The organism is Pedobacter rhizosphaerae (genome assembly GCF_900111155.1).
Lineage (GTDB): Bacteria > Bacteroidota > Bacteroidia > Sphingobacteriales > Sphingobacteriaceae > Pedobacter > Pedobacter rhizosphaerae.
On sequence record NZ_FOGG01000005.1, the window covers coordinates 165,035 to 187,531 of the forward strand.

Consider the following 22,497-nt stretch of genomic DNA (forward strand, 5'->3'; position numbering starts at 1 on the left):
ATCATGAAAAATCTAATGGTTAAAGATGAAAATGATCGCGTTGATGGCGTGCTCAAGGTAACCGGACAAGCCAAATATTTTGCAGAATTCGAATTACCCGGACTTACTTATGGCGTGCTCGTAACCAGTACAATTACGAAGGGTAAAATTACAGGATTGGACACCAAATCTGCAGAAAGGGCACCTGGTGTGATCGCTGTGTTATCGCATTTAAATAAACCATCGGCTCCGTTATATGAGCAAGAAGGTGGGTCGCCAATGAAAATCTTCTACACAGATAAGATTTTTTTTAACGGGCAGCCCATCGCCATTGTAATTGCAAATACCTTCGAAAGGGCTACTTACGCTGCATCTTTGGTTAAAGCAACTTATGAGAAGGAAGCTTTTAATACCGATTTGCATAAGGCACTTAAGGACGCTGCGGCTAAGAAATTACAAGGGCAGCCGAACTATAAGCGTGGAATTGAAAACGCTTATCAAACGGCAGAAGTTAAAATAGAGCAGGAGTACAATCTGCCTATAGAAACGCACAATCCAATGGAGCTTCATGGTATTATTGCCGATTGGAAGCCTAACAATCAAGTTACCGTTTATGCTAAAACACAAGGGGTAAAAGCTACTCAGAATACCATTGCCAATGTTTTCAAAATTCCTTTAACCAATGTTCAGGTTAATTCTGAATTTGTGGGCGGAGGATTTGGGATGGGCTTAAGAACCTGGCCGCTGGAAATCGCAACTGTAATGGCATCTAAACACATTGGTAAACCCGTTAAATTGGTTATTACCCGGATGCAGATGTTTACCATGGTTGGAAATCGCCCTGCAGCTACTCAGAAGGTAGGGTTAGGCGCTACAAAAGACGGTAAGTTAACCGGCATTACACATACTGCTTTTGGGGAAAGTTCAACTTACGAAAACTTTACCGAAGGTGTGGTGAATATGGCAAAATTCATGTACCAATGCGACAATGTGAATACGGCTTATACTATTGTTCCGGTTGATTTAGGCGTTCCCATCTGGATGCGCGGACCAGGAGAGGCTACAGGTGCGTTTGCTTTAGAAAGTGCGATTGATGAAATAGCCCATGCATTAGATATGGATCCATTGGAGTTTCGAATCAAAAACGATCCCGAAATGGATCAGCAAAGAAATAAACCCTTCTCCAGTAAAAATATTAAAGAAGCTTATAAGATTGGAGCGGAGAAAATTGGCTGGTCGCAGCGGAAAAATAAGCCAGGAAGTATTAAGGAAGGCCCGTGGCAAACCGGTTACGGAGTAAGTATAGGGGTTTTTAATGCCAACAGGGGAAAAGCTAGCGTGAAAGGTGTTTTGAAAGCAGACGGTAGCTTGCTGTTGCAAAGTGCTACCAGCGATATTGGTCCAGGTACTGGAACGGGAATGACCCTTATCGCACATAAGCTTTTGGGTATCCCTGTAGAGAAAATCACATTTGAATTAGGCGATTCCTCATTACCTACTGCGCCAAGCCAGGGTGGTTCGGCAACCCTTTCTACCGTTGGATCGGCAGTAAATGATGTTTGCGTATCCTTAAAATCGACTATTGCAGAGCTGGCAGCCAATTCAAATATGTCGGCAACCTCAGATTTTATCTCCGTTTTAAAGAAAAACAACCTGCCCTCCATAGAAGTTAACAAAGAAAGCCAGGGGGGAAAGGAAAGAGATAATTATTCGCTTTATTCTTTTTCTATTCACTTTGTGCAGGTAAAAGTTCATGAGCTTACGGGTGTAGTTAAGGTGAGCAAAATTGTTTCTGTGGGAGATTCAGGAACCATTGTAAGTCCGAAAACGGCCAGAAGCCAGATGGTAGGTGGTGCGGTAGGTGGAATTGGGATGGCTTTAACAGAAGAATCCATTATAGATCATCGATATGGGCGATACATCAATAATAATTTTGCTGATTACCATGTTCCTGTAAATGCAGATGTTCCTGAGATTGAAGTTCATTTTATCAATAAACCCGATCCTGTTATTAATCCGATGGGCGCGAAGGGGATGGGAGAGATTGCCTTGATAGGCTTCTCGGCAGCAGTGGCCAATGCGGTTTTTAATGCTACAGGTAAGCGCATCAGGACGCTTCCAATTACACCTGATAAGGTTTTGGCCTAGTGTATTGTTTTGAAATGAATTCGATATGACCAAACGTATAATGTAATGTCCTAGTTTTGCCTAAAATTTAATAATATGATAGCTGCAAAAGGATACGCTGTTCACAGCCAAACCGATAGATTGGCTCCATGGAACTTCGAAAGAAGAAATGTAGGGCCTAAAGACGTTTTAATTGAAATTTTATTTAGTGGAATTTGTCACTCTGATATTCATCAGGTGAGAAGCGAGTGGGGGCCAGCAAAATATCCAATGGTTCCCGGACATGAAATTGTGGGAAGGATTACCGAGGTTGGTAGTTCGGTAACCAAATTTAAAGTTGGTGATTTGGCGGGTATTGGCTGCATGGTAGATAGCTGCAAGGAATGTCCTACTTGTCAGGGCGGACAAGAACAGTTTTGCGAGAAAGGCGAAACCGTTTGGACTTACAATAGCTTAGAACGTGATAAAGTAACGCCTACATATGGCGGGTATTCCAATAAAATTGTTTGTACGGAAGAGTTTGTGGTAAAAGTTTCAGATAAGCTACCACTAAGCGGAGTGGCTCCGTTATTATGTGCCGGAATTACGACTTATTCGCCTATCAAAAGATGGGGAATAGGTAAGGGACATAAAGTTGCAGTTTTAGGTTTAGGGGGCTTAGGACATATGGCGGTCAAATTTGCTGTAGCGTTTGGCGCTGATGTTACTGTTTTAAGTACTTCCCCTTCAAAAGAGGAAGACGCAAAGAAACTGGGTGCCCATCATTTTGTGATTACCAAAGACCCTGAAGAGTTAAAAAAATACGCAAAGCACTTCGATTTCATTATCGACTCGGTTTCAGCGCCACATAACTACGAAATGTATTTCAAACTGCTGAATATCAATGGTGTTCACATCTGTGTTGGTTTGCCACCAGAGCCGCTTAAGTTCCCAGGATCCGCTTTAATGCATGGAAACAGGGCTTTAACTGCTTCAAGTATCGGTGGTATTCCTGAAACGCAGGAAATGCTTGATTTCTGTGCCGAACATCATATTGTTTCGGAAGTTGAGGTAATTAATATCGATTATGTAAATGAAGCTTACGAGCGCGTATTGGCAAGTGATGTGAAATATCGCTTTGTAATTGATATGGCTACTTTGTAAGAAAGCTAAATTAGATACTATAAAAAAGGCGAATCCAAATTGGATTCGCCTTTTTTATAGTTGTTTTATGCTTATTTATAAGTTGCGGCAAGTTTTAATGCTTCGTAAGCATTAACAATACCACCACTGATACACAAATCTGAGAAAGGTACCGATACTTTCTCGGCAGCAGGACCTTCACCTTTGGCATAAGTTACATTGTGGTTAACCTTGGTTACCGATTTTACGATAATTTCCTTAACCTGCGCAGCGCTCAATTTCGGATAGTAAGAGCGGATTAAGCCAGCTAAACCAGCAACAACCGGAGAAGCCATACTTGTTCCATCTAAATTTTTGTACTTAGAGCCAGGAACAGTAGAGTAGATGCGAACACCAGGTGCAAAAACATCTACCTGTGTTTTACCAAAGTTAGAGAAACTTGCTTTTAAGCTTTCATCATCTTTAGGGCCAGAAGCACCTACCGTGATCCATGAAGCGATTGTTTTCTCATCTAAATCTTTGTGATTTGGATAATTGGTTTCTACATCGATATCTTTATTTTCGTTTCCTGCAGCCTGTACAATCAATACATCCTTGGCAGCAGCATATTTCATGGCTTCGTTTACCACAGCCTTATCCCAGCTGTAAGCTTTTCCGAAGCTCATATTAATTACTTTTGCCCCATTATCAACGGCATAGCGAATACCATTTGCAACGTCCTTATCGCGCTCATCTCCATTAGGTGTGCAACGAACGCCCATAATAACCACACTGTTGGCTACTCCGGAAATACCTAATTTATTGGTTCTGTCGGCCGCAATAATACCAGCAACGTGCGTTCCGTGCATCGCATCCGGACCAGCTACATCATTATTACCATAAAATTTCTCTTTACTGTTATTTGGATCATCACCAACAATAGAACGAGGATTATAATCAACATTTAGGTTGTAATCTACCTGTTGTTTAAAGTGGTCATAGCCTTCCATAATTTCATCGTTATAGAAATCTTTAAAGCTCATCTCCTTTAATGCACCACTTAAAGCATTTTGGATTCTGCCTTCAACATCAGTAGCGGGTTTAAAATTTTGAAAATCCTCTAAAGTTGGGTTATCCTTACCGATTTTTTTTACAACGCCATCCAGGGCATTTTTAAAGCCTGCGTATCCCGCTAAATTAGCTTTTGCTTCACCCAATTGTTTTTCTAAATCTGTTCTCGCTTTTTTGAATGCTTCAAAATCAGCTTTGTCTTTTTCGGCAACATTTGCATCAGTAGTATTGGCAAAGCGATCCTGATCACGACGAACCAAACGGGTTAACTCCAAAGTTTCATAATTGATCGATTCTTTTGGTCCACCAATGAAATTCCAACCGTTAATGTCGTCAATATAACCGTTCTTGTCATCATCCTTACCGTTTCCGGCTACTTCTTTTTTATTTACCCACATGATGCTTTTTAAGTCCTCATGTGTAGCTTCCACACCACCATCATTCACGGCAACAATAACTTTAGTTGGCTTTTTGCCTTTTAAAAGTTCTTTATACGCTTTTTCTGTACTGATGCCGAAAGTGGTATCTGTTTTTAGGTCAAGGTTTTGCCAGTTTGGTTTTTGCGCTGAGGCTAAAAAAGAAACTGAGCTTAATAATGCTACACCAAATAGCGATTTAAAAATTCTGCTCTTATCCATTTATGTAATTTTCATTTTAACGCCGAAATATAATTTTAATTTTTATCATATTCGTAATTTGTCTTAAAAATGATGATTTTCGCTTATCAACTAGGCAAAAAAAAAACCAAAATTTTTCGATTCTGGGATTTTATATTCAAAAGAAGAATTCTATTTCATTTCAGAACTTATTTTTCTGGCCAAGGCATCGTGGGCTTCTATAACTGTTAAAGTCTTTGTTGCCCAGTTTTTTAACGATGCATCACGATTTTCTGAACCTTGTTTAAATAATGCGATTGTTTTTTCGTGATCTGTAACCATCATCTCCATATAATGTTTATCAAAGGCGGCTCCAGTCATCTTTTTCATCGCATCAATGTGAATTTGATCTTCGGCAGGTAAGGCATCAGGCGTAATAACCTTCTTCTCCTGGGCCAAAGCTTTCAATTCGGTATTGGCCTTGGTATGGTCGGTAAGCATTTGGGCGGCAAAGTCTTTAACTTTAGCACTACCCGCATTTTTTTCTGCAATTTTGGCGGCTTCCACTTCCATTAAACCACCAACGGCTGCCTTTCTTAAAAAAGTTGCTCCAGCCTCATCCAATCCGCTTTCTGTACTTTCAGCACCTGTTGCATGATTGCCATTAACCATATTGGTATCTCCGGCCACACTGTCTTTTGTAGTTGATGATTTCTTATCTGCAGTTTGGCAAGCCTGGATACTCACTGCTAAAGCCAGTGCTGCCCCGATAAAGAATGTTTTATTACTGTTCATGTTTTCAATGTTTTGATGTTTATTGAAAACACAGAGAGATGCAAATGGTTTGGTAGTTGATGATTTGAATTATTGAATGAGTGGATGTGAATTATTGAATGAGTGAATGAGTGGATGAGTGAATGATGGAATGACTGACTGAAATAATTAATGAATGAGTGAATGAGTGGATGAGTGAATAATAGAATTGTTACTCCTGTTGCAAATACGCATTTTCAATCACAATAGCCATTTGTCGGTCTGGGTTTTCTAGGGGCTTAAATCCAAACTGACTGTACAAACCATGAGCATCCAAGGTAGCCAATTGATAACGGCGTAAGCCCTGTAAATCGGGATGAAAAATCATAAAAGACATTAATTTTTTAGATAGGCCCAACCCTCTAAATCGCTCCTCCACATACACATCACACAAATAAGCAAAAGTAGCGCTATCAGTAACCCAACGAGAAAAGCCAACCTGCTCCTGATCCTTGTAAATACCAAAGCAAAGTGAATGTTCTATCGATTTTTGTACAACCTCCAAAGGAATGTTTTTCGCCCAATACGACTCTTCACTCAAATAACGGTGAATAGAATTAACCTGAAGCAGTTCCTTTTGATCAGAAAAGATGAAGCCATTTTCGCTTATTTGCATTTTAGTATTTAGTATTTAGTAGCAAGTATTTAGTAGCAAGTATCAAGTATAAAGTAGCAAGTATAAAGTAGTAAGACATGAGCGTAGGTGAAAGTTTTCAGTTGATAGTTCTCAGTTTGCAGTTTTCAGTTGGCAATTCAACTTCTCACCAACTCAACGCCTCAGCACCTCACCAGTTTGCAGTTGGCAGTTTGTAGTTGGCAATTAAGCAATTCAACAGTTAAACAATTCAACTTCTCACCAACTCAACGCCTCAGCACCTTACCAGTTTGCAGTTTGCAGTTCGCAATTAAGCAATTCAACAGTTAAACAATTAAACCTTTTTCAGTTGTACCAGTTAAACAATTCAACGTCTCACCAACTCACCACCTCAGCACCTCACCAGTTTAGAGTTTGTAGTTTCCAGTTGGCAATTAAGCAATTAAACAGTTAAACAATTAAACCTTTTTCAGTTGTACCAGTTAAACAATTCAACGTCTCACCAACTCACCACCTCAGCACCTCACCAGTTTAGAGTTTGTAGTTTTCAGTTGGCAATTCAACAATTAAGCAATTCAACTTCTCACCAACTCACCAACTCATCACCTCACCAGTTTACAGTTTGCAGTTGGCAATTAAGCAATTCAACAGTTAAACAATTCAACTTCTCAACAAATCAACACCTCAGCACCTCACCAGTCTACAGTTAAGCAATTAAACAATTAAACAATTCTCCCCACTTCACCAAGCCCCTTAATTCCTCATATTAATAAACTGCAAAGGTTGCCCAAAATCTTCCCCTCTGCACAAGCTAATCACGGCCTGTAAATCGTCAATCTTTTTTGCCGTTACCCTCACCTGATCATCCATGATGGAAGGTTGAACCTTTAAGCCACTGGCTTTGATTTTGGCGACCACTTTTTTAGCAGCTTCTTTATCTAAGCCCTCTTTAACAGTGATTTCTTTAGTAATCATATTACCAGACGACTGAAATTCTTTGCCGAAATCCAAACTTTTTGGGTCGAGACTTTGTTTCATCATCCTAGAAATAATAGAGTCTGTAATGGCCTTTAAGCGCATATCATCTTCGGTTACGATCTTAATTACGTTTGTTTTCTTATCCAGATCGACGGTGCTTTTAGAACCATTAAAATCATAACGATTTAAAATTTCTTTTTTGGCGTTATTAATGGCGTTGTCAAGCGTTTGAGCGTCAACTTTACTTACAATATCAAAAGAGGGCATGGTTATAGCTTTAAAGTAAAAAAATAAGTAGATTTAATTGAAAATTATCAACCTCACAAAAAAACGAAAAATAATATGAAAACCACTAAAGGCAAGTCTCAAAAAAAGATCACAAAAAAAGATGTAAAGAAACAATTAGAGCAATCGCTAGCCAGTCAGTTTTTAGATGTGGTAAAAAGTTTAGGTCATGATGTATCAGAAATCAGCACCGAGATTGCCAAGGCCAGTAAACGGGTAGCTAAAAAGCTGACCAAAAAGTTTACTATAATTAAAGCCGATGTGGGGCACAAAATAGATGATTTGGTTTCTTCTTCAAAGACCAAGGAAAAGGAGGCGAAGAAAGCGGTAACTAAAACCGTAAGCAAGGCTGAGAAAAATGCTCAAAAAGTGGTGAAAAAGGCGGTTTCTAAAGCGAAGCCTGTTGTACAGAGTGTTAAAGTTGCTGCCATAGCAACCGAAGAAAAGGCAGAAAAAGTTTTGACAAAGCCGGTGGAAGAAGTAAAAAAGACCGTGGCAAAAGTTGCCCCTAAATTGGATGCTGCCACGCAGGAAGTTAAAAAAGTAGCTACTCCCGTTAAAAAGGTTACTACCACTAAGGTAGCTGCAGCCAAAGCGGCCCCGGTTAAGAGTAAATCCCCTGCACCAGCAGCGAAAAAAGTAACCAAACCCTTAACAAAGAAATAGATTTGTTAACATTAATACACAGATGAATTAACATCGATTTAACAAATTAATGTGCAGTTTTGGACATCCCTGTTTTGGCAGGGATTTTTATTTTTTTAGATGAGTAAAAAGAAAATTCCATTTTTAAATCGCGAAATAAGCTGGTTATATTTTAATGAACGCGTATTGCAGGAAGCTGCAGACGAAACAGTGCCTTTGATTGAGCGAATCAAATTCTTATCCATTTATTCATCAAATCTTGAAGAATTTTACCGGGTTAGGGTAGCCACAATGACCAGGCTTACCAATTTAAACGAAAAGGCTAAAGCGTTACTTGGTTTTAACCCCAAAAAAATACTGAATGAAATCAAGAATATTGTTGTTAAGCAAGAGCGGAAGTTCGATCAGTTATTCCAGGCCACGCTAATTAATGAGCTGGCACAGAACCGTATATTCATCTTAAACGATACTCAATTAAACGTAAGCAGGGGCAGTTTTGTAAAAAATCATTTTAGAGATAAGATCTTATCTAATCTCGTTCCGGTAATGTTGGATATGGATAAGCCATTTCCCGAACTGAAGGACAGGTTTTTGTATTTTTTTGTAAAGCTCTCTAAAAAGGATAGCAAACTCAAAGAAAAGTATGCCTTAATAGAGATGCCACCCAGTTTACCAAGGTTTTTAGTGCTTCCAGAAACCAACGACTTAAAGTTTATTATTCTCGCAGAAGATATTATACGCTACTGCCTAAACGATATTTTTTATATTTTCAGTTACCATCAGCTGGAGGCTTACTCCATTCAGCTTACACGGGATGCAGAGTTAGACATAGACAAAAATATTTCTGATAAGTTTATTGATGACCTGAAAAGTAGTCTCGAAAAGCGTAAAAAGGGTAAACCCATGCGCTTGTTGTATGATTCGGCTATGCCTTTAAATATGTTGACGGTATTGGTTAATAAATTGAAGCTCGAAGCCGAGAGTTTAATCCCGGGAAACCGGTATCATAAATTTGGAGATTTTATTGCTTTTCCAAACGTGGGGAAGAAAGAGCTGGAATATACGCCTAACGTGCCTTTAAAGGTACATGCCCTCCATAGAACCGAAAGCGTTTTTGCAAAGGTTGCACACCGCGATTATTTAGTGAATTTGCCTTATCAATCATACGATTATATTATCCTCTTTCTGAGGGAAGCAGCTATTGATCCGAAAGTTACAGAGATTCAGATCACACTGTACCGATTGGCAGAAAACTCCAAGGTAATAAACGCTTTGATTAATGCGGCTAAAAACGGAAAGGCTGTATCGGTATTGCTAGAGTTAAAAGCCAGGTTTGATGAACAGGCTAATATCTATTGGACCACCCGATTAATGGAAGAGGGGGTAAAGGTTAATTACGGCTTAACCGATTATAAAGTACACTCGAAAATTTGTTTGGTAAAGCGTATAGAGAAAGATAAACCGGTTTATTATGCGAATCTGGCTACAGGTAATTTTAACGAAAAAACTGCGGGCCTATATTGCGACCACAGTATTTTCACGGCAAGAAAGGAAATTACCAACGATTTAGCCAAGCTTTTTGATGCCTTAAATAAACGCACGGTAACCAAAGGCTTTAAGCATTTAATCGTTTCTCCATTAGAAAGCCGCTCTAAGCTGGTTAATTTCATTAATAGAGAAATTCGCAACGCAAAGCAAGGTAAAATAGCCTACATTTTATTGAAGGTAAATAGCCTGGCAGACGAAGGGATTATCTCGAAACTTTACGAAGCCAGTAACGCTGGCGTTAAAATTCAATTGATTATCAGGGGGATATGCTGTTTAGTTCCCGGAGTTAAGGGATTTAGTGAAAATATTACCGCAATCAGTATCATCGACAAATTTTTGGAGCATGCCAGGGTTTATATCTTCAGCAATAATGGTAAAAACGACATGTATCTGTCTTCTGCCGATTTAATGAGCAGAAATTTCGAACATAGGGTAGAAGTAGGTTTTCCGGTATTGGATCCAGATGTGAAGCAGGAAATTCAGGATATTATCGATCTCCAATTGCAAGACAATACTAAAGCCCGTCAGATTAACGCGGCGAACAACAATAAATATCACAAAAATAGATTAAGCAAAAAGATAAGAGCGCAGGTTGATATATACAATTATCTAAAGACGAAGCACCAATAAATCATGTTAAGATACGCAGCCATAGACATCGGTTCGAACGCAGTAAGACTACTTATTGCAGATATTAGTAAGCAGGAAGGGAAATATAAATACAAGAAAAATACTTTGATTCGGGTGCCGTTACGCTTAGGTGATGATGCTTTCCTGGATCAGAAGATATCTGCCAGAAAATGTTCCGACCTGGTTAAAACCATGGTCGCTTTTAAAAACCTGATGGATGTTTATCATGTTTCAGAATACCTTGCTTGTGCTACATCAGCCATGCGTGAAGCCTCTAATGGTTTGGATATTGTGAAATTAATTAAGGCAGAGGCAGATGTAGACCTGGAGATTATTGAAGGACAGCGTGAAGCCAACATCATTTATGCCAATCACATTGAGGAGGAACTGGACGAGAACAAAACCTATCTTTATATCGATGTAGGTGGTGGTAGTACAGAACTTTCTGTTTTTGTAAAAGGTACGCCTGAAGCTTCCAGGTCATTTAATATCGGTACAATTAGAATGCTGGATAACCAGGATAAGGAAGAAACCTGGGAGGAAATGAAGGAATGGGTAAAGGAAAATACTAAAAATTATAAGCATATCGCCGGAATTGGTACCGGAGGAAATATCAATAAGCTTTTCCGGATGTCTGATGAAAAGGAAAATGCACCCTTGTCAGTGCAGAAATTGAATTCCATGTATAATAAGCTTAATAGCTACTCTTTAAAAGAGCGGATTAATGTTCTTGGCCTGAATCCCGACCGTGCAGACGTTATTATCCCTGCGGCAGAGATTTACCTCACTTTAATGAAATGGACAGGAATTAAACAGATTTTTGTGCCTAAAGTAGGTATGGCTGATGGCATAATTAAAATGCTGATCGAGGAGAAGTTAGCCTAAAGGCTAACTTAAATCCACGAAGTCTTGCCGTGGCACCGGCCGGTTAAACTTCGTGGATTTATCCAAGGTTAGACTTCGTGGAGCTATCCTGCCATGAAAACATTTGCAGGAATCACAGTTATTCTTTTTCCCTCCCTATGAAAGACTTCAGATTGGTTGAAACTGATGATTTTTCCTTCATCAAGTCCAAAAAAATCAATTGCTTCTATCAGGCCGTTTATTTCTCTGTTTAGGTTCTCATCATTAAGTTCATAGCATACCTGAAGCAAAAACTTTGCTTTTCCTTTCTCCATAATAACAAAATCACATTCCTTTTTTTCACTGAAATAATATATTTCTTTATAATTCTGTCTCAGATAAAGGTATACTGCATTTTCCAGCCTTCTTCCATTTTCTTCCGTAAAAACGATCGAGTTTTCGGAAAATAAACCTAAATCTATGGCATATACCTTTTTTGGATTTCGAATTTGTGTTTTTAACGAATAACTAAACTTCGAAAGGAATTGGACAACGTATGCACTTTCAAGATAGGAGAAAAATTCTAAAATTGTTGTTGCCGATTTAATATTGAATAGTTCTTTTAAATTATTGCCTGATACCGCCTTACCAATATTGGAAATCAAATAAACTGCTAGCTTTTTCAAAGTATTTACGTCCCGAACGGCGTACCTTACTGCAATATCTCGATTTAAAATATCTTCCAGAAGCTGATTGAGTACATTCCCATTATCGGTTTTTAAATATTCGGGAAATCCTCCTTTACTCAAATATTGAAATAAGGATTCTGCAGTATTTTTAAGGTCTTTAAAGGCTAAAAATTCTGCGTATGAAAAAGGAAATAACTCGGTTGATAAATGTCTTCCTGTAAGTTTCGTGCCTAATTCGGTGCTTAGTAGTGTTGCATTAGAGCCAGTGATCACTACTTGATAATCGAGATCAAGCATTTGCCTCACAAATAATTCCCACTGGGGCAGGAATTGTATTTCATCGAAAAATAAAATATTTATGTTCTTTTGTTCAATTACTGCTATTAGCCTTGTAAAGTCATCTGTTTCGAATCCAGCCAATCGGGTATCCTCGAAGTTGAGAAACAGTATTTCTTCAGATTGTTGTTGCCCTAATTGATATAATAAAGTACTCTTTCCGCATCTTCTGATACCTGTTATGATTAAAGCGAAATGATTAGTGATTTTCAAAGAATCAAGCTTGATTCTTTGAAGGCCAGTAGTTTTCTTGGTGAAATTTTCTTTCTGTGACTCAAGTATTTTTACTAATTGACTCTCTAATAGCATGATGTCGTGATTTTGTCACGAATATAAGATATTATTCATTAGTAATGAAAATAATCTTTCATTACTAATGAAAGATTATTTTCAGCCATATCCCGGAGCTCTCCCGTGGCAGGGGCCAGGGTAAGACTTCGTTGATGTTTTAATCCAGTAACTTTGTTGCTGCTTCATCTACAAACCAGGTCAATTTTCCATCGTAAGGATTGATCAATTGAGAAGGGTAGGTGTCTACATTTTTTTCAGTATCGTTAATGACGTGTTTCAATGCTTCTGCCTTGTTTTCGCCAAAAACCAGAAAGGCAACATTATCTGCCTTATTTATCAGAGGTGCGGTTAAGCTGATGCGATAAGTGTTTAATTTCTCTACAAAAACAGCAGCTACAGTAGCTTCCTCATCTTTAACCAAAGTGGTATGTGGGAAAATAGAGGCCGTATGCGCGTCATCTCCCATACCCAGCAGAATCAGGTCAAAAACAATATCATTGCCGTTAAAATGCTTATCTAATGCTTTTTTGTACTCGATTGCTGCTTTTTCAGGAGCCAAAGTCGTGTCAACATAGAAGATATGATCTTCCGCTGTTCCTAATTCATCAAAAAGATTTCTCTTTGCCATTAAGCCATTGTAATTTTCGTCAGTGGCAGGCACATTGCGTTCATCGCCAAAAAAGAAATAAACCTTTTCCCAATCGATGCGGTCTTTACATTCTTTAGCTAAGAATTGATAAAGCGCTTTAGGAGAATTACCACCCGTTAATACAAAATTGAATCTGTCATTTTCTTCAATAGACATTTCTGCAATTTTGATCACGTAATCCGCTAAATCCTCGTTTAACTCCTCAAGCGTTTTATATATCAGTAAATTCATTTTTTATTTTTTTAATCGTCGGGCAAAACTGATTGAGTAAAGCGATCAATTCTGCCCGATAATAATGATTAGTCTTTATTCTTCAATGGTAAATTAAACCAATGGAAGCCATCTCTGGCAATTAATGCCTCTGCTTCTTCTGGTCCCCAGCTATCTGCAGGGTAGTTAGGGAAGTTGATTGATTTTTTACTTTCCCAGGTATTTAAAATTGGCATCACCAATTCCCAGGCAGCTTCAACCTGATCTCCGCGCATAAACAAGGTTTGATCACCCATCATGGCATCAAGAAGTAAGGTTTCGTAAGCTTCAGGGGTATCGCCTTCGTAAGTGCCTTTATAATCAAAAACCATATCCACCGGATTTAATACCATATCTAATCCAGGGCGTTTGGCCTGTACCTGCATACGAATACTCATTTCTGGCTGGATACTAATTACCAAACGGTTTTGTTGCCAGTTTTCAGTAACACCTGCAGAAAAGATCTGGTGAGGCACATCTCTAAATTGAATAGTAATTAAAGATGAGGTTTGGTTTAAGCGTTTTCCTGTACGTAAGTAAAAAGGAATTCCTTGCCATCTCCAGTTGTCTATATGGAATTTCACAGCCGCAAAAGTTTCGGTATTTGAATGTGCATCAACACCTTTTTCCTGACGATAACCAGGTACTTCTTTACCTTCAACCCATCCTTTACTGTATTGACCACGAACTGTACTGAAGCGAATATCTTCAGAAGAGAATGGACGCATAGCCTTTAAAACTTCTACTTTACGGTTTCTGATTTCGTCTGCATCGAAATTAATCGGTGCTTCCATACCCACCAAACACAATAATTGCAGAAGGTGATTTTGAATCATATCTCTCAAAGCACCAGAGCCTTCATAGTAACCTCCACGATCGCCTACGCCTAACTGTTCGGTTACTGAAATTTGAACGTGATCGATGTAAGACCTGTTCCATAAGGGCTCGAACAATGAATTGGCAAAACGGAAAGCCATCATGTTTTGTACCGTTTCTTTACCCAGATAATGATCGATACGATAAATCTGTTTTTCGGTAAAAATGGTGCTTAATAATGTATTCAGTTCTTTTGCAGATTCTAAATCGTGACCAAAAGGCTTTTCAATAACGATACGGCTATTATCCTCATCCTGCGTAAGTTTATATTTCTGTAAACACTCGGCAATAATCGGGAAAAAGTTAGGGGCAACTGCCAGGTAGAAAATTACCTGTGTGCCGGCACCATATTCTTTTTGATATTTTTCTACGGCAGCTTTAAGGTTTTCGAAAGTTTTAGGTTGAGCAAAATCGGTAGGGCAGTAGTGGATGGTATTTCCAAAATCGTCCCATTTATCTTTTTTAACTTTTCCGCTTCGTGAAAACTCATTAACAGCCTCTTCTAAGGCTGTTTTGTAGCTTTCATCCGTAAATTCGGTTCTACCAGTACCAATAATGGCAAACTTCTCTGGCATGTAACCCTCCATAAATAAATTGTATAGGGCAGGTGCTAGTTTTCTTTTGTTTAAATCACCTGTTCCGCCAAATATTACAAATATGGTCGGGTTTAATGCGGTTTTGGTTTTCATTTTTTGTCTTTGTTCGTAAGTGTACTTGGTTATGATAATTTATTCCAGTCTGCGTGGAAAACTCCATCCTTGTCAATGCGTTCAAAAGTGTGAGCACCAAAGAAATCTCTTTGTGCCTGGATTAAGTTAGATGGCATTCTGGCTGTGGTAATCGTATCGAAATAAGTAAGTGTAGAAGCGAAGGCTGGTATACCTACTCCTGCGTTAATACAGGCAGCAACTGTTTTACGTGTTCCTGGTAATACATTTTTAATGATGTTTTGAATTCCTGCATCACCAAACAAATGTTCCAGTGCATTATTTTTATCGTAAGCCTGGTAAATGTCTTCCAAGAATTTAGCTCTGATGATACATCCACCACGCCAGATTTTTGCAATTTCCTGCAATTGCAGGTTGTATTGATATTCTTTAGAAGCTTGTACCAACAGGTGCATACCTTGAGCGTAAGCGCTGATCATCGAAAAATAAAACGCATCTTCCAACTCTTCAACAGTTACATCGATTTTTCCATCCTTTTTACCAAAAGCTTCCTCTAATGAAACTCTTAAGGCTTTGAATTTGGATAGATCTCGGTTTGAAACAGCTTCATTAATCGTTGGAACCGGTAATTGCAATTCCATAGAAACCTCCGAAGTCCATTTACCAGTGCCTTTAGAACGTGCTTCATCTTTAATCTGATCAAGCAAATCTTTTTGGGTTTCGGTATCTTTGTAAACAAATATTTCAGCAGTAATTTCTAAAAGGAAAGACTGTAAACGACCTTCGTTCCATTTTTTGAATACTTTATAAATTTCGTCGTTTGAGTATCCTAAGCCATTTTTGAGTACGCCATATACCTCGGCAATAAGTTCCATAATGGCATATTCTATACCGTTATGTACCATTTTCACAAAGTGACCTGATGCACCAGGACCAATATAGGTAACGCATGGATCGTTATTTACTTTAGCAGCGATGGCATCAAAAACGTCTTTAACTACGTTGTAGGCTTGTTTGTCGCCTCCAGGCATCATACTAGGACCGAAACGGGCTCCCTCTTCACCACCAGAAATTCCCATTCCAAAGAAATGCAAACCTTCCTTTTCCAATTCGTCAACTCTGCGGTTGGTATCTGTAAAGTGAGAGTTACCACTATCAATAATAATATCACCTTTGCTTAAAAGTGGCTTTAATTCAGCAATAACGCTATCAACAATTGGTCCTGCAGGTACTAATAAGATTAAGGTACGTGGCGTTTGTAAGCTATTGATGAAATTTTCAATATTATCAAAGCCCTCTAACTGATGTTTTTTTCCTTCTTCTTCTAGCTTGGCAATCATTTTCTGATCCTTATCGTAACCAGTAACTGAAAAGCCTTTATCTGCCATGTTTAATAATAGGTTACGGCCCATCGTGCCTAAACCGATCATTCCCAATTTATATTGTTTTGAATCGTTATTTGCCATTTTTAATTTTTTTGGTTGATCCCAAAATTAGGGTTTACAAATTAATATTTTAGTATGTGTTGTTAATTGTTTGTAATATTCTGCGCTTAGCAATATACTGCCGTTTAATTATAGGCTTTATGCCGGATTGACCGTAAAAATGTTGTATTTATCGGCCAGTTTCCAAAGTTTAGCACCACCTTTTATGCCGTCTCTGTTGGTTACTAATTTAATGTTGTCTTCCAGCTTAAAGTCTATATGTTTAGCGTTACCTCCACCAATATAAAGCTTGTCATAATTAAAAACAGTCTTGTAGATTTCGATTACCTTTTTTAAGCGTTTGTTCCAACGTTCGGTACCAATCTTTTCAAAAGCTTTATTGCCAACATAATCGTCATAATCTTCCTCTTTACTGATGGGAAAGTGCGCCAGTTCTAAATGGGGTAATAATTCTCCATCAAAAAGCAGCGCTGTACCGAAGCCTGTGCCAACCGTAAAAACAATTTCAAAACCCTTACCTTCAACTACCCCAAGGCCTTGTTGGTCTGCATCATTTACAATTCTAACCGGTTTTTTTAATGCGTTCGCAACTCGCTGAGCTAAATCAATATCTGCCCATTTGTTTTTGGCAAGATTAGGGGCTGTTTTTACAATACCATTTTTAACATAGCCAGGAAAGCCAATTGAAACCCTGTTGTAGGTTTCCGGGATAGGTTTAATTAATTCTTCAATACCGGTTACAATATCCTTTGGTGTTGCACCATCAGGAGTTTTGCTTTTAAGATACTCAGATAACATATTTCCATCCTCGTCTAAAAGAACAGTTTTAATACTTGTACCGCCGATATCGATCGACAGGATATTGTTGTTTTCAACCTTTTTTTTAGTTGCCATAAATTGTGCTTTTCTAATTCCGAAGTTCTGTAAATAAATTAAAACAACAAACAATAAATCAAATAGGAGGTAATATCATTGTAAATAAATAAACTAGTATTTCTATGTATTTAGTAGAATATTTTTAAGTTTGTAGCGTTAAGCAATAAAAACTCTATCAAATTACAAGAAATGACCATCAACTACCTTGCATTTGCTATTCCTGCTTTTTTCTTATTTGTATTTATCGAATTTAAGATTGCACAGCGACAAAAGAGATTAAAGGTTTTTAAGTATGAAAGCTCTGTTGCCAATTTTAGTGTGGGTATTGCAGAGCGTTTGTTGAATCTTTTTATTGCGGGTAGTTTCTATCAACTGTATTGCTGGATTTACGACCATTATGCATTCATGCACATCTCTACCCGTTGGTACATGTGGGTTGTGCTATTGCTTGCCACAGATTTCGTTTGGTACTGGTATCATAGGTTGGGGCATGAGATTAATATTTTATGGGCGGCGCATATTGTTCATCATCAAAGTGAGGAGTTTAATTTATCTGCTGCTGCAAGAATTACGACCATTCAGGCTATTTTCAGGAATGTATTCTGGTGTACGCTTCCATTAATAGGGTTTCATCCGAATATGATCATCACCATATTATTAGTACATGGTGCATATTCATTCTTCACCCATACCCAATTGGTTGGTAAATTGGGCTGGCTCGAAAATATCTTCATCACCCCCTCACTTCATGGCGTTCATCACGCTTCCGATGAGAAGTATCTGGACAAAAATTATGGTGATGTATTTGTTTTCTGGGATAAAATTTTCGGCACCTTTCAGGCGGAGGAGGAGGCACCAAAATATGGCTTAACGCACCCGATTAAAAGTTACAGCTTTTTATGGCAGCATTTTCACTATTATCTGGAAATTGTTGAGGCTTATAAGCGGGCTAATGGCTTCAAAGCCAAATGGAACGCGGTAATGGGAAGTCCTGCCTTAATGGATCAGGAAATACGTCCGGCGCTTGAAGCGCGTTATTTCCAGGATAAAGAACAACCCAGAGCCAAACCTAAGTTTAAATTTTACCTCAATATTCAGCTTATTTTTGTGGTCGTTCTGCTTACCGGGATGACCATGTTTCTCAGTTACCTGAGTGTGTTAGATCGATGGTCGCTGCTTGTTTTTGTATTAATTACACTCGTTAATATCGGGGCATTATTAGAACAAAGGAAATGGATTTATTACCTCGAATGCTTCAGGTTGATCTGTGTGTTTGGATATGTCTTTTATGTACTTAATATCTTCGGATTGCTTGTGTTTGCGGTACTGGGTTTAATCTTATTAGAGAGAATATTCTCACTAAAAAGAAAGTATCTTCAGTACGTTTACAGTTACGCCAGCAGGCGATAGATTATTTCTTTAGCTTTCATTTTTCTGATTGTTGCTAAAATGTTACGAATTATTGGTTTCGTTTTGTTTTTGTATTAATAAGTGTCATTATGCTATTGTAACAAAATTATTACAATCCCTGTCTTCTTTATTTTTTCTAGCGATTTTTGGCTGGTTTTACCTTTTAGTGGAGCCATAATATACCATTTTACCGGTTTTTTCTTACCGAAGGCTATCCCGATATTTTACTTGTTGTGATCGATTTTTGTTAAATTTTCTAACATTAGTTGGGTGTTATCATAATAATAATTAGTTTCGAGTTGTTTTTTATTTCTATTTAACGAAATATAAAGCAAGTTGAAATTAAACAAATCGCAAGTTTTTCGCTTCGCTTTTTGATATTTTAACTTGTGGTTAATATTGAATTAACATAGACAGGGTTATTTTGCCGGCATTCCGGAGAAATATAAAACTCAAAAACGAAATTGTAAGTAACTAACCGGATATACTCATTATGATAAAAATTTTTACCCAGAAAATTTCTTGGCCACGCTGTGGATCGAATTCGATTCCTATCGATATTGAAGACGTTGAGCGAAGAAACACCAAAGCCTTTCACTTCATGTCGTTTGTTTTCAACCTAACAATCGGTATACTGATGTTTGGCTCAGTGCTGACCGTTCAGGCCCAACAAAATAAACCAATTATCATTAAAGGAAGGGTAATTGATGCCGCAGATAACCAGCCTTTGGTGGGGATTACCATATCAAGCTCTGCCAGAAAAGTATTAGGTACAACCAATGAAAACGGAGATTTCAGTATCTCCTTGGTTGCTGCAGATGATGTTTCTTTTAATATGGTGGGTTACACGGTGATAAAAAGGAACTTTAATGTCTCGCAAACAGGCATAGTTATCAAAATGACTTCCTCTACAAGCCAGTTAAATGAAGTAGTAGTTACCGCTTTAGGTATAAAAAGGGAAGAAAAGGCTTTAGGTTATGCCATCACTAAAGTAGATAGCACTGAATTTACCAATGCGGTGGCCAGTAACTGGACCGATGCGTTATCTGGAAAGGTGGCGGGCTTAAATTTAGTTCGCAATAGCGGCCCGGCAGCATCCAATAAGATTATTTTAAGGGGTGAAAACAATTTAACGGGAGACAATGAAGCGCTTATTGTAATAGACGGTGTTGTGGCTAGTAGCTCTACCAGGCGTACTGCTGCATCTTCGGGTGGCGTATATGGCACTTCGGGAGATATCATGCCTCCCGATTTCGGATCAGCATTAAATGACTTGAATCCGGATGATATTGAAAGTGTTACCGTTTTAAAAGGCCCCGGTGCATCTGCATTATATGGTCAGCGCGGCGCGAATGGTGCCATTATTATTACCACGAAATCGGCTAAAACCAATAAAAAACTGAATATCACTTTTACCTCTAATAGCACATGGGAGCAGGTTAACACCAAACCTGATGTTCAAAATCAATTCGGTCAGGGACAGTTTGGTGTTCCATATTTTTCTTATGGGGCATCTGTTGATGGGCCAAGCACCAATGCCACAAGTGCCAGCTGGGGTGCACCGTTTGGTACAGGATCGAGCTTTTTTCAATATGATCCGGCTACCAAAACAAGGGGATTAACCAGGACACCCTGGGTGGCTTATGAGAATCCTGTAGATGCATTTTTCAAAACAGGCTTCGAATCTTCCAATTCAGTAAGCTTAGATGGAACCTATAAAAAGGTGGGTATGCGTTTTTCTGCCAGTCATGGAAATAATTCCTGGATAGTCCCAAATACCGGTCTCGAAAGAACCACTGCAACTTTTAACGCTACAACAAACTTGACTAAAAAGCTCAACCTCAATGTTAAAGTAGCTTACAACAACCGCCATAGCGATAATTTGCCTGCAACTGGTTATGGAAACCAGTCGTTAATGTACTGGTTTATGTTTGCACAACCCAATGTTAATACAGATTGGTATAGAGATTATTGGGCACCGGGTAAGGAAAATGTTCAGTTTGTGAATATTACCACTACCAACCCCGAGAGCCCTTATGCCATATCAGAGCAGTATCTGAATAAGCAGCGTAGAAATGGTGTTTTAAGCAATTTGCAGTTAAATTATAAATTCACTGATGAATTAAGTTTAATGGTGCGCGGATCAATAGATTATAACCATGATATCCGCGAAACGCAACGTCCATGGGATGCCGCCGGAAACAAATTTGCCCAAGGTTCTTACCGTGTTCAAGACATAGATTCTTATGAAGCAAATGCTGATTTCCTCTTAAAGTATGATAAAAAGATCAGCAATTCTTTAAAGATGAATGCCAATATAGGGGGGAGTCAGATGAGAAATGAATACAAGAAATCAGAGCTTCGTGCTGATGGTTTGGTTATTCCGGGAGTATATAAACTGGATAATAATGCCAGTCCTTTGATATCGGTTCCGGATACAGCCAGATATAGAATCAACAGTTTATATGCCGCTGTTTCGTTTAGTTTTAAAAATTATCTGTTTTTAGATTTAACTGGCAGACAAGATTGGAGCAGTACTTTAGCAACTCCGTTTAGAACAGATAATGTAGGGTTTTTCTATCCTTCGGCAAGTGCTTCTTTTGTACCGTCAGATCTTTGGAAAATGCCTGCAGCCATTAACTTTCTTAAATTAAGAGCATCGGTGTCGCAAGTAGGTAGTGGGGGCACAACCCCTTACCGTACGGCATATAATTACAATTTAGCATCTAACGGTATCTACCCGGATAGTGCGATGACCAATCCTTCGGTGTTACCCAACCCCAATTTGAAACCCTTAAAAACAACCACAATAGAGGTAGGAACAGAGTTGCGCATGTTCAAAAACCGCTTGAGTTTTGATTTTGCAGCGTATTATGGCAACACCAAAAATCAAATTTTAAATCGAATTGTAGACCGTGCAACAGGTTATAGTGTGGCTGTTTTTAACGTGGGGAATGTTGAGAATAAGGGGATAGAATTAGCGGTAAACGGAACGGTATTACAGACTAAAAAATTTAAATGGCAGTTAAACGGAACATTTACTGCAAACAGAAATCTGATTAAAGAATTGGCTGATAGCTCAGTTGTACTAAGAACTGGTGCCCTTGGTGGTGGACAAATTGTAGCCAATGTTGGTGGTAGTATGGGCGATTTATGGGGTAGAGGATATTTGCGGTCTCCAAGCGGACAGATCATTTACGATGCGGCTACTGGAAATGCTAAAACCGGAAATGATTTGGTGTTTCTGGGTAATACCATGCCAAAATTCAGATTTAGCTTCGGTACAACCATTACTTATGATCGCTTTAGCCTGAGCGGTTTATTCGATGCACAATTGGGTGCTGTGGCACATTCGCTAACCTTTTCGAGAATGGCAGCGCTAGGTAAGCTGAATTTGACTTTACCGGGCAGATATAATGGTGTAGTGGGTGATGGAGTAGTTCAGAATGCCGATGGTTCATTCCGCCAGAACGATGTAGTGGCCACAAATTTAGAAAGCTTTTATACTTCGCTATACGGTTCTGATCAGGCAGAGGGCAGTATTTTCAGAACAGATTATTTGAAATTCAGAGAGGCTAACTTAACTTATGCCTTTAGTACACCGTTTTTAAAACGCATAGGTTTTAACAAGCTTACCCTTGGCGTATATGGCCGTAACTTATTTATTTGGTCACCTTGGCCAGCATTTGATCCTGAATTCGGAACATTATCGGGTACTGATATTGTTCAGGGGTTTGAAACCGGTCAGCTTCCATCCACCCGTAGTTATGGTTTCCGTTTAGTTGTGGGTTTATAAA

The 22,497-nt window shown here is 38.6% G+C and carries 16 protein-coding genes; 7 read left to right on the forward strand and 9 right to left on the reverse strand.

Going from position 1 to position 22,497, the window contains the following annotated elements; genetic code table 11:
* Positions 1–3: 3 nt before the first annotated feature.
* Positions 4–2,127: a xanthine dehydrogenase family protein molybdopterin-binding subunit gene (locus BMX11_RS05925; RefSeq protein WP_090882428.1), complete on the forward strand. Its 2,124-nt coding sequence runs from the start codon at positions 4–6 to the stop codon at positions 2,125–2,127.
* Between the two features lie 75 nt (positions 2,128–2,202).
* Positions 2,203–3,249 (forward strand): NAD(P)-dependent alcohol dehydrogenase, encoded by a 1,047-nt coding sequence (locus tag BMX11_RS05930; protein WP_090882430.1) that lies wholly within the window; start codon positions 2,203–2,205, stop codon positions 3,247–3,249.
* 71 nt (positions 3,250–3,320) lie between these two features.
* Here the strand turns inward: BMX11_RS05930 and BMX11_RS05935 are convergent, their stop codons facing one another.
* The 4 genes from BMX11_RS05935 to BMX11_RS05950 form a co-directional block, all read right to left on the reverse strand.
* Entirely contained in the window at positions 3,321–4,916 is a 1,596-nt protein-coding gene (locus tag BMX11_RS05935) for a S8 family peptidase (RefSeq protein ID WP_090882432.1), read from the reverse strand.
* Positions 4,917–5,066: 150 nt separating this feature from the next.
* Positions 5,067–5,669 carry a DUF4142 domain-containing protein gene (locus BMX11_RS05940; protein ID WP_090882434.1) on the reverse strand — a complete coding sequence of 201 codons (603 nt, stop codon included), beginning with the start codon at positions 5,667–5,669 and terminating at the stop codon, positions 5,067–5,069.
* A 190-nt stretch (positions 5,670–5,859) separates the two neighbouring features.
* Entirely contained in the window at positions 5,860–6,303 is a 444-nt protein-coding gene (locus BMX11_RS05945; protein ID WP_090882436.1) for a GNAT family N-acetyltransferase, read from the reverse strand.
* Positions 6,304–7,035: 732 nt separating this feature from the next.
* Positions 7,036–7,527, reverse strand: coding sequence for a YajQ family cyclic di-GMP-binding protein (locus BMX11_RS05950; protein WP_090882437.1), 492 nt, complete (start codon positions 7,525–7,527; stop codon positions 7,036–7,038).
* A gap of 75 nt (positions 7,528–7,602) precedes the next feature.
* Here BMX11_RS05950 and BMX11_RS05955 point away from each other — a divergent pair, with 75 nt between their 5' ends.
* The 3 genes from BMX11_RS05955 (at position 7,603) to BMX11_RS05965 (ending at position 11,253) form a co-directional block, all read left to right on the forward strand.
* Positions 7,603–8,211 (forward strand): hypothetical protein, encoded by a 609-nt coding sequence (locus BMX11_RS05955; protein ID WP_090882439.1) that lies wholly within the window; start codon positions 7,603–7,605, stop codon positions 8,209–8,211.
* 99 nt (positions 8,212–8,310) lie between these two features.
* The gene (gene ppk1, locus BMX11_RS05960; protein WP_090882441.1) at positions 8,311–10,368 is read left to right on the forward strand and encodes a polyphosphate kinase 1; all 2,058 of its coding nucleotides are present in this window, start codon (positions 8,311–8,313) and stop codon (positions 10,366–10,368) included.
* A 3-nt stretch (positions 10,369–10,371) separates the two neighbouring features.
* Complete coding sequence (locus BMX11_RS05965; RefSeq protein WP_090882443.1) at positions 10,372–11,253, forward strand: Ppx/GppA phosphatase family protein; 882 nt, start codon at positions 10,372–10,374, stop codon at positions 11,251–11,253.
* 83 nt (positions 11,254–11,336) lie between these two features.
* Here the strand turns inward: BMX11_RS05965 and BMX11_RS05970 are convergent, their stop codons facing one another.
* The 5 genes from BMX11_RS05970 to BMX11_RS05990 all read right to left on the reverse strand — a co-directional run bounded on the left by BMX11_RS05970 (position 11,337) and on the right by BMX11_RS05990 (position 17,308).
* Positions 11,337–12,545: an ATP-binding protein gene (locus BMX11_RS05970; RefSeq protein ID WP_090882445.1), complete on the reverse strand. Its 1,209-nt coding sequence runs from the start codon at positions 12,543–12,545 to the stop codon at positions 11,337–11,339.
* Between the two features lie 139 nt (positions 12,546–12,684).
* On the reverse strand, positions 12,685–13,407 hold the full coding sequence (pgl, locus tag BMX11_RS05975; RefSeq protein WP_090882447.1) for a 6-phosphogluconolactonase: 723 nt from the start codon (positions 13,405–13,407) through the stop codon (positions 12,685–12,687).
* A 68-nt stretch (positions 13,408–13,475) separates the two neighbouring features.
* Positions 13,476–14,990, reverse strand: a complete 1,515-nt coding sequence (gene zwf / locus BMX11_RS05980; protein ID WP_090882449.1) for a glucose-6-phosphate dehydrogenase — start codon at positions 14,988–14,990, stop codon at positions 13,476–13,478.
* 29 nt (positions 14,991–15,019) lie between these two features.
* Positions 15,020–16,435 carry an NADP-dependent phosphogluconate dehydrogenase gene (gene gndA, locus BMX11_RS05985; RefSeq protein ID WP_090882451.1) on the reverse strand — a complete coding sequence of 472 codons (1,416 nt, stop codon included), beginning with the start codon at positions 16,433–16,435 and terminating at the stop codon, positions 15,020–15,022.
* 117 nt (positions 16,436–16,552) lie between these two features.
* Positions 16,553–17,308 (reverse strand): ROK family protein, encoded by a 756-nt coding sequence (locus BMX11_RS05990; protein WP_090882579.1) that lies wholly within the window; start codon positions 17,306–17,308, stop codon positions 16,553–16,555.
* Between the two features lie 171 nt (positions 17,309–17,479).
* On the opposite strand from BMX11_RS05990, the gene BMX11_RS05995 reads away from it, so the two are divergent.
* Positions 17,480–18,700: a sterol desaturase family protein gene (locus BMX11_RS05995; RefSeq protein ID WP_090882453.1), complete on the forward strand. Its 1,221-nt coding sequence runs from the start codon at positions 17,480–17,482 to the stop codon at positions 18,698–18,700.
* 493 nt (positions 18,701–19,193) lie between these two features.
* A complete protein-coding gene (locus BMX11_RS06000) occupies positions 19,194–22,496 on the forward strand; it encodes a SusC/RagA family TonB-linked outer membrane protein (protein WP_245738588.1) in 3,303 nt (1,100 codons plus the stop codon).
* Position 22,497 lies beyond the last annotated feature (1 nt).